At 71.5% G+C, this 12614-nt stretch carries 12 protein-coding genes; 10 read left to right on the top strand and 2 right to left on the bottom strand.

Translation table 11 applies throughout. The features are described from left to right. The first annotated feature begins 95 nt into the window (after positions 1-95). The 8 genes from argC (at position 96) to ACFFR3_RS09975 (ending at position 8054) form a co-directional block, all read left to right on the top strand. On the top strand, positions 96-1118 hold the full coding sequence (argC, locus tag ACFFR3_RS10010; protein ID WP_364373832.1) for an N-acetyl-gamma-glutamyl-phosphate reductase: 1023 nt from the start codon (positions 96-98) through the stop codon (positions 1116-1118). A 67-nt stretch (positions 1119-1185) separates the two neighbouring features. After that, positions 1186-2337, top strand: coding sequence for a bifunctional glutamate N-acetyltransferase/amino-acid acetyltransferase ArgJ (gene argJ / locus ACFFR3_RS10005; RefSeq protein WP_345386220.1), 1152 nt, complete (start codon positions 1186-1188; stop codon positions 2335-2337). Continuing rightward, complete coding sequence (gene argB / locus ACFFR3_RS10000) at positions 2334-3209, top strand: acetylglutamate kinase (RefSeq protein ID WP_345386217.1); 876 nt, start codon at positions 2334-2336, stop codon at positions 3207-3209. The genes argJ and argB overlap by 4 nt, the downstream gene beginning before the upstream one ends. Continuing rightward, complete coding sequence (locus tag ACFFR3_RS09995) at positions 3206-4372, top strand: acetylornithine transaminase (RefSeq protein WP_345386214.1); 1167 nt, start codon at positions 3206-3208, stop codon at positions 4370-4372. Before argB ends, ACFFR3_RS09995 begins: the two co-directional genes overlap by 4 nt. Continuing rightward, complete coding sequence (gene argF / locus ACFFR3_RS09990; protein WP_345386211.1) at positions 4369-5292, top strand: ornithine carbamoyltransferase; 924 nt, start codon at positions 4369-4371, stop codon at positions 5290-5292. The genes ACFFR3_RS09995 and argF overlap by 4 nt, the downstream gene beginning before the upstream one ends. Continuing rightward, positions 5289-5792 (top strand): arginine repressor, encoded by a 504-nt coding sequence (locus ACFFR3_RS09985; protein WP_345386209.1) that lies wholly within the window; start codon positions 5289-5291, stop codon positions 5790-5792. Before argF ends, ACFFR3_RS09985 begins: the two co-directional genes overlap by 4 nt. 160 nt (positions 5793-5952) lie before the next feature. Further along, positions 5953-7383 (top strand): argininosuccinate lyase, encoded by a 1431-nt coding sequence (gene argH / locus ACFFR3_RS09980; RefSeq protein WP_379482994.1) that lies wholly within the window; start codon positions 5953-5955, stop codon positions 7381-7383. After that, positions 7365-8054, top strand: a complete 690-nt coding sequence (locus ACFFR3_RS09975; protein ID WP_379482993.1) for a DNA-3-methyladenine glycosylase — start codon at positions 7365-7367, stop codon at positions 8052-8054. The genes argH and ACFFR3_RS09975 overlap by 19 nt, the downstream gene beginning before the upstream one ends. Here the strand turns inward: ACFFR3_RS09975 and ACFFR3_RS09970 are convergent. Beyond that, complete coding sequence (locus ACFFR3_RS09970; RefSeq protein WP_364373848.1) at positions 7994-8395, bottom strand: PH domain-containing protein; 402 nt, start codon at positions 8393-8395, stop codon at positions 7994-7996. The genes ACFFR3_RS09975 and ACFFR3_RS09970 overlap by 61 nt on opposite strands. Before the next feature lie 86 nt (positions 8396-8481). On the opposite strand from ACFFR3_RS09970, the gene tyrS reads away from it, so the two are divergent. Further along, positions 8482-9747 (top strand): tyrosine--tRNA ligase, encoded by a 1266-nt coding sequence (gene tyrS, locus ACFFR3_RS09965; protein WP_345386205.1) that lies wholly within the window; start codon positions 8482-8484, stop codon positions 9745-9747. A gap of 91 nt (positions 9748-9838) precedes the next feature. Here tyrS and ACFFR3_RS09960 read toward each other — a convergent pair whose 3' ends face one another. Next, positions 9839-11311 carry a glycosyltransferase family 39 protein gene (locus tag ACFFR3_RS09960; RefSeq protein ID WP_379482992.1) on the bottom strand — a complete coding sequence of 491 codons (1473 nt, stop codon included), beginning with the start codon at positions 11309-11311 and terminating at the stop codon, positions 9839-9841. A 106-nt stretch (positions 11312-11417) separates the two neighbouring features. On the opposite strand from ACFFR3_RS09960, the gene ACFFR3_RS09955 reads away from it, so the two are divergent. After that, positions 11418-12017 carry an HAD family hydrolase gene (locus tag ACFFR3_RS09955; RefSeq protein ID WP_379482991.1) on the top strand — a complete coding sequence of 200 codons (600 nt, stop codon included), beginning with the start codon at positions 11418-11420 and terminating at the stop codon, positions 12015-12017. Positions 12018-12614 lie beyond the last annotated feature (597 nt).

The following is a 12614-nucleotide window of genomic DNA, read 5'->3' as shown; positions in this document are numbered from 1 at the left end:
CCAGCCTGGCTTGCATGCTCATCCTCTAGAGTGCATCATCTTCACAAGCAAGGTCATAAGCTATGATGCATATTCATGCAGCAGGAGGAAGTTGAATGAGGGCAGCGATCGCGGGAGCCAGTGGCTACGCGGGAGGGGAGCTGCTCCGCCTCCTCCTCGCTCATCCCGAGTTCGAGATCGGCGCGCTCACCGCCGCCTCCAGCGCCGGTAGCCCGCTCGGCGCCCACCAGCCCCACCTCGCCCCGCTCGCCGACCGCGTGATCGAGGAGACCACCGCCGAGGCGCTCGCCGGCCACGACGTGGTCTTCCTGGCCCTGCCGCACGGCCACTCCGCCGCCGTCGCCGCCCAGCTCAGCGACGAGACGCTGGTGGTCGACTGCGGCGCCGACCACCGTCTCGCCGACCCCGCCGCCTGGCAGGAGTTCTACGGCGGCGAGCACGCCGGCACCTGGCCCTACGGCCTGCCCGAGCTGCCCGGCCAGCGCGAGGTGCTCATGGGCGCCACCCGCATCGCGGTCCCCGGCTGCTACCCGACCTCCGTCCTGCTCGCCCTCGCCCCCGCCTACGCCGCCGGCCTGGCCGGCCCCGACGTCGTCGTGGTCGCCGCCAGCGGCACCAGCGGAGCCGGCAAGTCGCTCAAGCCCCACCTGCTCGGCAGCGAGGTCATGGGCTCGGTCAGCGCCTACGGCGTGGGCGGCGTCCACCGCCACACCCCCGAGATGGAGCAGGGCCTGTCGGCCGTCGCCGGGCAGCAGGTCCGCGTCTCGTTCACGCCGACGCTGGCCCCCATGAGCCGCGGCATCCTCGCCACCTGCACCGCGCCGGCCGCCCCTGGGCTCACCAAGGAGGCGCTGCGCACCGCGTACGAGGTGGCGCTCAAGGACGAGCCCTTCGTCCGCCTGCTGCCCGAGGGCACCTGGCCGGCCACCTCCATGACCTACGGCGCCAACACCGCCGCACTGCAGGTGACGCTCGACGAGCGCGCGGGCCGCGTGGTCGCCGTCATCGCCATCGACAACCTCACCAAGGGCACGGCCGGAGGCGCGATCCAGAGCGTCAACCTCGCCCTCGGCCTGCCGGAAGAGCTCGGCCTCCCCACGACAGGAGTTGCTCCGTGAGAGAGCGCAGCGAAGCAAGCAGCAAGCACGGGTGCCCGGCATCCCTGCCGAAGGCGGGGGAGGAGGCATGAGCGTGACCGCCCCTCTGGGATTCAGAGCCGCCGGCGTCGCCGCGGGCATCAAGTCCGGCGGCTCCCGTGACCTGGCACTCGTCGTCAACGACGGGCCGAGCCGCGCCGCCGCGGGCGTCTTCACCGCCAACCGCGTGCAGGCCGCCCCCGTGCTGTGGTCGCGCCAGGTCCTGTCCGGCGGCCGGCTGCGCGCCGTCGTGCTCAACTCCGGCGGCGCCAACGCCTGCACCGGGCCCGAGGGCTTCCAGGACACCCACGCCACCGCCGAGAAGGTGGCCGAGGTGCTCGACGACTCCGCGGGCGAGGTCGCCGTCTGCTCCACCGGCCTCATCGGCGAGCGGCTGCCCATGGACGCGCTGCTGTCCGGCGTCGAGACCGCGGCGGGCCAGCTCTCCCGCGACGGCGGCCTGGCCGCCGCCGACGCCATCCGCACCACCGACACCGTCTCCAAGATCTCCTTCAAGCGCGGCAGCGGCTACATGGTCGGCGGCATGGCCAAGGGCGCCGGCATGCTCGCCCCCGCCCTGGCCACCATGCTCTGCGTGATCACCACCGACGCCGAGGTCAGCGCCGAAGAGCTCGACACCGTGCTGCGCGCGGCCACGTCCAGGACCTTCGACCGCCTCGACACCGACGGCTGCATGTCCACCAACGACACCGTGCTGCTGCTCGCCAGCGGCGCCGCCGAAGTGCGTCCCGACCTCGCCGAGTTCGAGGAGCGGGTCACCGAGGTCTGCGCCGACCTCGCCAGGCAGCTGCTCGTGGACGCCGAGGGCGCGTCCAAGGCGATCGCCATCGAGGTGGTCGGCGCCGCCGACGAGGACGACGCCGTCAAGGTCGGCCGCGCGGTAGCGCGTTCCAACCTGCTCAAGTGCGCCATCCACGGCGAGGACCCCAACTGGGGCCGCGTGCTCGCCGCCGTCGGCACCACCGACGCCGAGTTCGAGCCCGACCGGCTCAACGTCGCCATCAACGGCATCTGGATCTGCCGCGGCGGCGCCGTCGGCGACGACCGCTCCAAGGTGGACATGCGTCCTCGCGACGTCACCATCACCATCGACCTGTCCGCCGGGCCGCACACCGCGACCGTGCACACCACCGACCTGACCGCCGACTACGTCCACGAGAACTCGGCGTACTCCTCATGAGACTCACCACCGCGCAGAGCAAGGCCCAGGCGCTCATCGAGGCACTGCCCTGGCTCACCCGCTTCCACGGCGCCACCATCGTCGTCAAGTACGGCGGCAACGCCATGACCGACGAGTCGCTCAAGCACCGCTTCGCCGAGGACGTCGTCTTCCTGCACCACGCCGGCCTGCGCCCGGTCGTCGTGCACGGCGGCGGCCCGCAGATCAGCAGCGCCCTCGACAAGCTCGGCATCGAGTCCACCTTCACCGCCGGGCTGCGGGTCACCACCCCCGAGGCCATGCAGGTCGTCAGGATGGTGCTCACCGGCCAGGTCAACCGCGAGATCGTCGGCATGATCAACCACCACGGCCCGTTCGCCGTCGGCATGTCAGGCGAGGACGCCCACCTGTTCACGGCCGTGCGCAAGCACGCCCTCGTCGACGGCGAACCCGTCGACATCGGCCAGGTCGGCGAGATCATCAAGGTCGAGCCCGGCGCCGTGCGCGCGCTGCTCGACGACGGCCGCATCCCCGTCGTCTCCAGCGTCGCCAGAGGCGACGACGGCGAGATCTACAACGTCAACGCCGACACCGCCGCAGCCGCGCTCGCCGTGGCGCTCGAAGCGCACAAGCTGATCGTGCTGACCGACGTCGAGGGCCTGTACGCCAACTGGCCCGACGACACCGACGTCATCGACCAGCTCACCGCCGACCAGCTCGCGGCCCTGATGCCCACCCTGTCCAGCGGTATGGTCCCGAAGATGGAGGCGTGCCTGACGGCCGTGCAGGGCGGGGTGCCGCAGGCCCACGTCCTCGACGGCCGGGTGCCCCACTCGCTGCTGCTGGAGCTTTTCACCAATGAAGGAATCGGAACGATGGTGATCCCGTCATGAACCTGCACGAGCGCTTCGGCAACGCCTTCATGCCCAACTACGGCGTCCCGCCGATCGCGCTGGCCCGCGGCGAGGGCACCCGCGTCTGGGACGTCGACGGCAGGCCCTATCTCGACTTCATCGCCGGCATCGCCACCAGCTCGCTCGGCCACGCCCACCCGGCGCTGGTCGAGGCGGTCTCCCGGCAGGTCGCCACCATCGCCCACACCAGCAACCTCTTCCTGCACGAGCCCGAGGTGCGCCTGGCCGAGAAGCTGCTCGACCTGCTCAACGCGCCCGCCCGCGTCTTCTTCGCCAACTCCGGCACCGAGGCCAACGAGGCCGCCTACAAGCTGGCGCTCAAGTACGGCCGCCGCGAGGGCCGCTCCTACTTCGTGGCCGCCGAGAACGGCTTCCACGGCCGCACCATCGGCGCCCTGTCGCTGACCGGCAAGCCCTCCATCCGCGACCAGTTCGGACCGTTCCCGGTGGACGTGCGCTTCGTCCCGTACGGCGACGCCGCCGCGCTCAAGGAGGCCGTCACCGGCGACTGCATCGCGGTCTTCCTCGAACCCACCCAGGGCGAGGCCGGCGTCGTGCCGCCGCCAGGCGGCTACTTCGAGGCCGCCCGCGAGATCTGCGACTCCACCGGCGCGCTGCTCGTCGCCGACGAGATCCAGTCGGCCATCGGCCGCACCGGCCACTGGTTCGCCCACCAGGCCGAAGGCGTCACCCCCGACATCGTCACCCTCGCCAAGGGGCTCGGCGGCGGGCTGCCCATCGGCGCCTGCATCGGCTTCGGCGAGGTCGGCAAGCTCTTCGAGAAGGGCGACCACGGCTCCACGTTCGGCGGCAACCCGGTCTCGTGCGCCGCCGCGCTGGCCGTGCTCGACACCCTCGACCTCGACCACGTCAAGTCCGTCGCCGCCCGGCTGCGCACCGGCCTCGAGTCCGCGAGCCACCCGCTGCTCAAGGGTGTCCGCGGCCGCGGCCTGTGGCTGGCCGCCGTGCTCGCCGAGCCGCGCTCGGCGCAGGTGCAGCAGGCCGCCGCCGAGGCCGGCTTCCTGGTCAACGCGCTCCAGCCGGACGCCGTACGCATCGCGCCGCCCCTCGTGGTGAGCGCGGACGAGGTCGATGCGTTCGTCACCGCGTTCCCGTCGATCCTCGCGGAGGCCGCGAAGTGAGCACCAGGCACTTCCTGCGCGACGACGACCTGAGCCCCGCCGAGCAGGCCGAGGTCCTCGACCTGGCCGCCGCGATGAAGAAGGACCGCTTCGGCTACCGCCCCTTCGAGGGGCCGCAGACCGTCGCCGTGCTGTTCGACAAGCCGTCGGCCAGGACCCGCGTCTCCTTCCACACCGGCATCGGCGAGCTGGGCGGCCTGCCGCTGGTCGTCGACAACGTCTCGGTCCTCATGGGCCGCGGCGAGCCGGCCGCCGACCTCGCCCGCGTGCTCGACCGCCAGGTGGCCGCCATCGTCTGGCGCACCACCGGCCAGGAGCTCATCGAGGAGATGGCCGCCCACTCCAGGGTGCCCGTCGTCAACGCGCTCACCGACGACTTCCACCCCTGCCAGATCCTCGCCGACCTGCAGACCGTGCGGGAGCGGCTCGGCCGCACCGCCGGCCTCACCTTCACCTACCTCGGCGACGGCGCCAACAACATGGCGCACTCCTACCTGCTCGGCGGCGCCACGGCCGGCCTGCACGTCCGCATCGCCGCGCCCGCCGGCTACCAGCCCGACGCCGTCATCCTCGACCAGGCGGCGGCCATCGCCGCCAAGACCGGCGGCTCGGTCATCGCGCTGTCCGACCCCGAGGCCGCGGTCCAGGGCGCCCACGTCGTCGCCACCGACACCTGGGTCTCGATGGGCCAGGACGGCAAGGAGCAGCGCGTGGCCGCGCTCAAGGCGTACCAGGTGAACGACGAGCTGCTCGAACACGCCGCGTCCGACGCGATCGTGCTGCACTGCCTGCCCGCCTACCGCGGGCTGGAGATCACCGACGAGGTGCTCGAAGGGCCCCGCAGCGTCGTGTGGGACCAGGCCGAGAACCGCCTGCACGCCCAGAAGGCGCTGCTGCACTGGCTGGTGTCCCGGCGATGATCCCGATGACCAAGGCGGCCCGGCAGGCGAAGATCACCGAGCTGCTGCAGCGCAAGGCCGTACGCTCCCAGCCCGAGCTGGCCAAGCTGCTGTCCGAGAGCGGGGTCGAGGTCACCCAGGCCACGCTCTCCCGCGACCTCGACGAGCTCGGCGCGCTCAAGCTGCGCGCCGACGACGGCTCGCTCGTCTACGCGCTGCCCGGCGAGGGCGGCGGCCGCATCCCGCTCGCCCGCCTCGGCACCGGCGAGACGCCCGCCGCCCGGCTGCACCGCATCGCCGAAGAGCTGCTGGTCGGCGCCGAGGCGTCGGCCAACCTGGTCATCGTGCGCACGCCGCCGGGCGCCGCGCAGTTCCTCGCCTCCGCCATCGACCACGCCGACTGGGAGTCCATCCTCGGCACGGTGGCGGGCGACGACACCATCCTGGTCATCAGCCGCGACCCCAGCGGCGGGCAGGCCGTCGCCGACGCACTGCTCAAGGTCGCCGACCGGCGCGCCTAACCCCCGGACGCCCGCCCGCGGCTAGGATCGCGGCGGCCCACGACGCCAAGCTGGACCGACTTGCACTAAGGTCGCGCAGGAGCTCGGGGGGAGCGCGCGAGGGCACGCCCGGCCACCGATGCCGGGACCACCGGCGCGGGCGCGTCCAGCGAAAACGTATATGGAGGACACAACGGTGAGTGATGGCAAGCCGATGCGGCTGTGGGGCGGACGCTTCGAGAGCGGCCCGTCCGACGCGCTGGCCCGGCTGTCGGTGAGCGTGCACTTCGACTGGCGGCTGGTGCCGTACGACCTGGCGGCGTCCAGGGCGCACGCCCGCGTGCTGCACCGGGCGCAGCTGCTGACCGCCGAGGAGCTCGAGCGCATGATCGGCGCGCTCGACGACCTCGAGCAGGCCTGCAAGGCCGGCGAGTTCCGCCCGACGGTCGCCGACGAGGACGTGCACACCGCGCTCGAACGCGGCCTGCTCGAACGGCTCGGCTCGCTCGGCGGCAAGCTGCGCGCCGGCCGCTCGCGCAACGACCAGATCGCCACCGACCTGCGGCTCTACCTCCGCGACCACGCCCGCTCGATCGTCTCCCGCCTGGTCGAGCTGGAGACCGCGCTCATGGCGCAGGCCGAGCAGCACGCCGAGACCGCCGCGCCCGGCATGACCCACCTGCAGCACGCGCAGCCCGTCTCGTTCGGCCACCAGCTGCTGGCCCACGTGCACGCCTTCGCCCGCGACGTCGACCGGCTCACCGACTGGGACAAGCGCGCCGCGATCTCCCCGCTCGGCTCCGGCGCGCTGGCCGGCTCGTCGCTGCCGCTCGACCCGCAGGCCGTGGCCGAGGAGCTGGGCTTCTCCGCCGCCGCGCCCAACTCGATGGACGCCGTCGCCGACCGCGACTTCGCCGCCGAGTTCCTCTTCGACGCCGCCATGATCGGCGTGCACCTGTCGCGGCTGGGCGAGGAGATCGTCCTGTGGGCCTCGCAGGAGTTCCGCTGGATCGAGATGGACGACGCCTACTCCACCGGCTCGTCGATCATGCCGCAGAAGAAGAACCCCGACGTGGCCGAGCTGGCCCGCGGCAAGTCGGGCCGCCTCATCGGCAACCTGATGTCGCTGCTCACCACGCTCAAGGGCCTGCCGCTGACCTACAACCGCGACCTGCAGGAGGACAAGGAGCCGGTCTTCGACGCCGTCGACACCCTGCTGCTGGTGCTGCCCGCCATGGCCGGCCTGGTCGCCACCATGCGCGTCAACACCGCCCGCATGGAGGCCTCCGCCCCCGACGGCTACGCCCTCGCCACCGACCTGGCCGAGCTGCTGGTGCGGCGCGGGGTGCCGTTCCGCGAGGCGCACGAGGCCGTCGGCCACCTCGTCGTCTGGTGCCAGGTCAACGACCAGGACCTCGGCGAGCTGACCGACGACGAGCTCGGCAAGGTCTCGCCCCACCTGACCCCCGACGTGCGCGACGTGCTCAGCGTGCCCGGCGCCCTCGCCGCCCGCAAGGCCCACGGCGGCACCGCGCCCGACCGCGTACGCGACCAGCTCATCGCCCTCCGCGAGGCGGTCGACGCGCAGGCGGCATGGGCAGCGGGCAGCTGAGCTCCGCACCGCTGCCGCGGAGCTTCTTCGACCGGCCGTCCCACGAGGTCGCGCCCGACCTGCTCGGGCGCGTGCTCGTGCACGGATCCGTCGCCGTACGCCTGACCGAGGTCGAGGCGTACGGCGGCCCCGGCGAGGACCCGGCCGCCCACACCTACCGCGGCAAGACCCCGCGCAACGCCGTCATGTTCGGCCCGCCCGGCCACATCTACGTCTACTTCACCTACGGCATGCACTTCTGCGCCAACCTGGTGTGCCTGCCAGAAGGCTCCGGCTCGGCGGTGCTGCTGCGCGCGGGCGAAGTGGTCGAAGGGGTGGCCGAGGCCCGCGCCCGCCGCTCGTCCGGCCGGCCGGTGCCCGATCGCGACCTCGCCCGCGGCCCCGCCAGGCTGGCCGTCGCCCTCGGCCTGCTGCGCGAGCACAACGGCCTCGACGCCGTGCTCGACGGCTCACCCGCCGGGCGCCCCCACCAGTCGGCCACCGTGCTCGCCGGCCGGCCCGCCGACCCCGCGACGATCAGGTCAGGCCCCCGCACCGGCGTCTCGACCGCCAAGGAGACCCCATGGCGGTTCTGGATCGACGGCGACCCGACCGTCTCCCCCTACCGCGCTCACGTGCCACGGCGCCGCAACGCCGCGGCCACCTCCGTCGGCGAGGCACCCAAGTCGTGAGGGCTGAAGATGTGCAGGTAGTCGCCGGTGTCGATCTCCAGCATCTCGCTGCGCAGCCCCCACCGCCTGCGCACGTCCACCTTGATGTCCCAGATCGACTCCCACGGCACGTGCCGCCGCCCCGCGAACCCGTGCACCACCGTGATGCCGCTCTCGTCGGCCGCCAGCCGCACCGGCGCCAGCACGTCGCGCAGCCCCATCGCGGCCAGCAGAACCATCGCGGGAACCGCCAGGATCACGCCGCGGAAATCATCCCCCGCCCACCAGTGAACGCCGAGCCCGGCACACACCAGAGCCCCTAAGATCTTGAAAACGGCCAGCTCGCGACGGACCCTCCACATGGGCACCCAGCGTATCCAAGTGGCGCGCATCCGCACCGATCGGGCAGGCTAAAGGCACCGACATCCGACAGGAAAGCCAGATCACCGTGACCGACTTCCTTGACGACCTCGCGTGGCGAGGCCTGATCGCCCAGTCCACCGACCTCGACGCGCTGCGCGCGTCCATGGCCAAGGGACCGATCACGCTCTATTGCGGTTTCGACCCGACCGCACCGTCCCTGCATGTCGGTCACTTCGTGCCGCTGCTGACGCTGCGCCGCTTCCAGCAGGCGGGCCACCGCCCGATCGGCCTGGTCGGCGGCGCCACCGGGCTCATCGGCGACCCCAGCGGCCGCAACACCGAGCGCTCGCTCAACGCCGCCGAGGTCGTCGAAGGCTGGGTCGAGCGGCTGCGCGGCCAGGTCGGGCGCTTCCTCGACTTCGACGACCCGTCCAACCCCGCCCTCATGGTCAGCAACCTCGACTGGACCGGCGAGCTGAGCGCCATCGACTTCCTGCGCGACATCGGCAAGCACTTCCCGGTCAACCGCATGCTCGCCAGGGAGTCCGTCTCGGCGCGGCTGGCCGGCGAGGGCCTCAGCTACACCGAGTTCAGCTACCAGATCCTGCAGTCCAACGACTTCCTCGAGCTCTACCGCCGCTACAACTGCACGCTGCAGATCGGCGGCAGCGACCAGTGGGGCAACATCACCGCGGGCGCCGACCTGATCCGCCGCGTCGAGGGCGGCCACGTGCACGTGCTGACGCTGCCGCTCATCACCAAGGCCGACGGCACCAAGTTCGGCAAGACCGCCGGCGGCGCGCTCTGGCTCGACCCCGAGATGACCTCGCCGTACGCCTTCTACCAGTACTTCCTCAACTCCGACGACCGCGACGTGATCCACTACCTCAAGGTGTTCACCTTCCGCGGCCGGGAGGAGATCGAGGCGCTGGAGAAGGCCGTCGCCGAGCGGCCCTTCGCCCGCGAGGCCCAGCGCGCGCTCGCCGAGGACCTCACCGAGCTGCTGCACGGCAAGGAAGAGCTCGACGCCGTCGTCGCCGCCTCCAAGGCGCTGTTCGGTCAGGGCTCGCTGGAGGAGCTGCCGGCCGCCACGCTCGGCGCGGCGCTGGCCGAGGTGCCCAAGGCCGACATCCCGGCGCTCGGGGCGCCCTTCATCGACCTGCTCGCCGACAGCGGCCTCGTCGAGTCCAAGTCGGCGGCCCGCCGGGCGGTCAAGGAAGGCGGCGCCTACCTCAACAACCGCAAGATCACCGACGAGGCGTACGTGCCGGGCGCCGAGGACCTGCTGGCCGGGCGGTACATGGTGCTGCGCCGCGGCAAGAAGTCGATCGGCGGCGTCGAGGTCAGCTGACCTCTCCGTTCCATGGGAGCGCCCGCCCTGCCGGAGTCTCCGGGGAGGGCGCTTCCTTGCGCGCCTCCGCTGACGTCTCCGGCAGGTGCTTCTATCGAGAGCGCCCGCCTGGCTCCTGAGCCTGCCTGCGCCGCCGCTCCGTGCCCTGCGTGGGGGTCTTCGTGGCGCTTCTGCGGGAAGCCCGGGTGGGCCGGTCGGCGCGGGTGAACAGGGCGACCGTCAAGCCGGGCAGGTCGGCCGAGTGCTTGGCCGTCTCCAGCTCGTACCCGGCCCGCCGGACCTCCTCGACCCGCGGGAGGCCGTCCTCCTTGAGCCCGGAGTCCTTCGTCCCGCGCCACACCACCCAGACCCGCTCGTGCCCCGCCAGTGCCGCCGCGACGTCGGATTGCTCCGGGTAGCCGAACCCCTCGGGGTCCGGCGCGTCCCCCGAGCGCAGGACGTCCACCGGCATGAGCGAGCCGGCGTAGTAGTCGAAGCCGGCACGCAGCTGGCTCTGCCCGTAGACGATGGCGTCGTCCGGCTCGGCCTTGATCACCCGCAGCGCCCAGGGGATGTTCTCCATCCGCCCGTTCTCCTCGCGTACGTCCACATGCTCGGGCAGCGCGACCAGGCAGCCCAGCACCACGACCGCCACCCCGGCCACCACCTGCAATCGCGGCAGGCTCGCCACCGCCAGCCCGGCGAGCAGCGCCAGCGCGGGGGCGGTGACGAAGAGGTAGCGGTCCACGTACACGGGAGTGACGAGCCAGGAGACCGCCAGCAGCAGCATCGGCGGCAGCACCAGCCACCCCGCGACCGCCGCGGCCCAGGCGCGCACGCCGTTCGCCCGCCACAGCAGCACGGCGCCCGCCAGCGCGATCGCGAACAGCGCGACGCCCAGCACCTCCGCCTCCGCCGCCATCTTCGGGAACGTCAGCAACACCTCGGGCCCGCGCTGCGGGATCCAGCTGATGGCGTGCCGCTCCCCGTACCCGATCAGCCCCAGCACCGCCGCGGGCACGCACCCCACGGCGAGCGCGGCCGCCATCCTGCCCAGCACCTCCCGCCGCACCAGCAGCGCGTGGGCGGGCAGGACGAGCACCGCGAACAGGTGCGTGCAGCACACGAGCGTCACCGCCACCCCGTACGCCGCCCACCTGCGCCCGCTCGGCCGCTCCAACGCCCGGTGCAACGCCCAGAACGCGAAAACCACCGCGGCCGCCGCGAACGCGTACGACCTGGCGAAGGCCCCGTAGTAGGACACCGACGGCAAGATCGCGAACAACCCCGCCGCCACCACGCCCGCGCGCGTGCTGTGCAGCCGCCGCCCCAGATCCGCCAGCAGCCACGCCGCCACGCCGATCGCCACCGCCGACGGCAACCGCAGCCACAGCTCCGCCGAGCCTGCCTTCATCCAGAAGTGCATGAAGAGGTAGTAGGGCAGGAAATGCCCGTCAATGTGGCGGGCCAGCTCGACCATGCCGGCGAGCGAGCGTGAGGCGGCGCTGATGGTGGCCAGCTCGTCGCCGTTCAGGGTGCTGGCGCCGGTGCCGGAGAAGGCGGCGAGTCCGCCGAACAACCCCATCCACCAGGCGGTGAACGTGCGCCTGTGTGTGGCTGGACGTGCTGGAGGTGTGAGAGTGGCGACGGAGTTCACCCGAGCCAGGATACGTCCGGTTATGGTCGGAGACATGGCGAACGTGATCGTTTTCGACCTGTACGGCGTGATCGCCCGTACACAGGGGGACGCGGCCAGGCGACGGATCGAGGAGCTCGCCGGGGTGGCGGGGGAGTCGTTCTGGGAGGCGTACTGGGCCTGCCGGCCTCCGTACGACGCCGGCCAGGACGGCACCGCCTACTGGACCGCCGTCGCCGACCGGCTGGGCGTGCGCTTCGCGGACATCCCCGCGCTCATCGCCGCCGACCTCGACAGCTGGTGCCACGTCGATCCCGCGATGGTCGAGCTGATCCACGAACTCGCCGACCGGGGGCACCGCCTGGGGCTGCTGTCCAACATCATCGCGGAGCTGGTGCCCGTCTGGGAGTCCCGGCACAGCGGGTGGCTCGATCGATTCGAGTCGCTGACGTTCTCGTGCCGGGTGGGGGTGGCGAAGCCGGATCCGCGGGCGTACGAGATCTGCGCGGAGCGGATGGGGGTGGCGCCGGGGGAGGTGCTGTTCATCGACGACCGCGAGGAGAACGTGGTGGCGGCGCGGGCCGCGGGCATGAAGGCCGAGGTGTTCGTATCGGCTGAACAGGTACGCAAGCTGGCCGGCGCCCCCGCCCGGTGACGCCGCCCTTACCCCGCCGGCGGCCTCTTTTCACCTCCCCGGGCGGGGCGATTTGACGAGTCGCGGATCGCCGCCTAATCTTTCACTTCGCCCCGGGGAGTGAGCCGGACGCCGGTCAGGCGGACGGGCCTCCAGGGCAAACCCCTTGAAGTAACGAGCCAACTCGGCGCAGCCGCTTCGGTGTGCTGTCGCATGGGTTCGTCTTAGGGCGCGCCGAATCACCGAAAAACCGGTTGATTCGACACGGGCCCGATGACACGGTAAGTTACGAGGGTTGCCCCAGATCGGGGCAGGCAATCTTGGAAGTTCGTACCATTTCCCGTCAAGTCGCAAGATTTGACAAGGATCCGGGCGAACTGATAAGATTGAGACGAACGAGATAGCGCCTTCTGGCCGAGATTCATCGCAAGTGAGTCTTCAGTCAGATGCACGCGTCCGTTTCTTGAGAACTCAACAGTGTGTTAAAAGCCAGTGCATGATGCACAACCCCGTCATATTTTTGACGGATTCCTTTGGTTGACATCCATCGGTTGGTGGGTGTTGGCCAGGACTTCTTTTCAAGCATTGTTTGGAGAGTTTGATCCTGGCTCAGGACGA

Origin of the sequence: Nonomuraea salmonea, from assembly GCF_042428605.1 — a bacterium.
GTDB classification, from domain to species: domain Bacteria; phylum Actinomycetota; class Actinomycetes; order Streptosporangiales; family Streptosporangiaceae; genus Nonomuraea; species Nonomuraea salmonea.
The sequence above is the reverse complement of the archived record's forward strand: the minus strand, read 5'-3'. Positions and strand labels throughout refer to the sequence as shown.

Excerpts from the sequence above, each read along its gene's own strand:
- argC (WP_364373832.1), top strand. The coding sequence starts at position 96 with ATGAGGGCAGCGATCGCGGGAGCCAGTGGCTACGCGGGAGGGGAGCTG.
- argJ (WP_345386220.1), top strand. The coding sequence starts at position 1,186 with ATGAGCGTGACCGCCCCTCTGGGATTCAGAGCCGCCGGCGTCGCCGCG.
- argB (WP_345386217.1), top strand. The coding sequence starts at position 2,334 with ATGAGACTCACCACCGCGCAGAGCAAGGCCCAGGCGCTCATCGAGGCA.
- ACFFR3_RS09995 (WP_345386214.1), top strand. The coding sequence starts at position 3,206 with ATGAACCTGCACGAGCGCTTCGGCAACGCCTTCATGCCCAACTACGGC.
- ACFFR3_RS09985 (WP_345386209.1), top strand. The coding sequence starts at position 5,289 with ATGATCCCGATGACCAAGGCGGCCCGGCAGGCGAAGATCACCGAGCTG.
- argH (WP_379482994.1), top strand. The coding sequence starts at position 5,953 with ATGGAGGACACAACGGTGAGTGATGGCAAGCCGATGCGGCTGTGGGGC.
- ACFFR3_RS09975 (WP_379482993.1), top strand. The coding sequence starts at position 7,365 with ATGGGCAGCGGGCAGCTGAGCTCCGCACCGCTGCCGCGGAGCTTCTTC.
- ACFFR3_RS09970 (WP_364373848.1), bottom strand. The coding sequence starts at position 8,395 with ATGTGGAGGGTCCGTCGCGAGCTGGCCGTTTTCAAGATCTTAGGGGCT.
- ACFFR3_RS09960 (WP_379482992.1), bottom strand. The coding sequence starts at position 11,311 with ATGGGGTTGTTCGGCGGACTCGCCGCCTTCTCCGGCACCGGCGCCAGC.
- ACFFR3_RS09955 (WP_379482991.1), top strand. The coding sequence starts at position 11,418 with ATGGCGAACGTGATCGTTTTCGACCTGTACGGCGTGATCGCCCGTACA.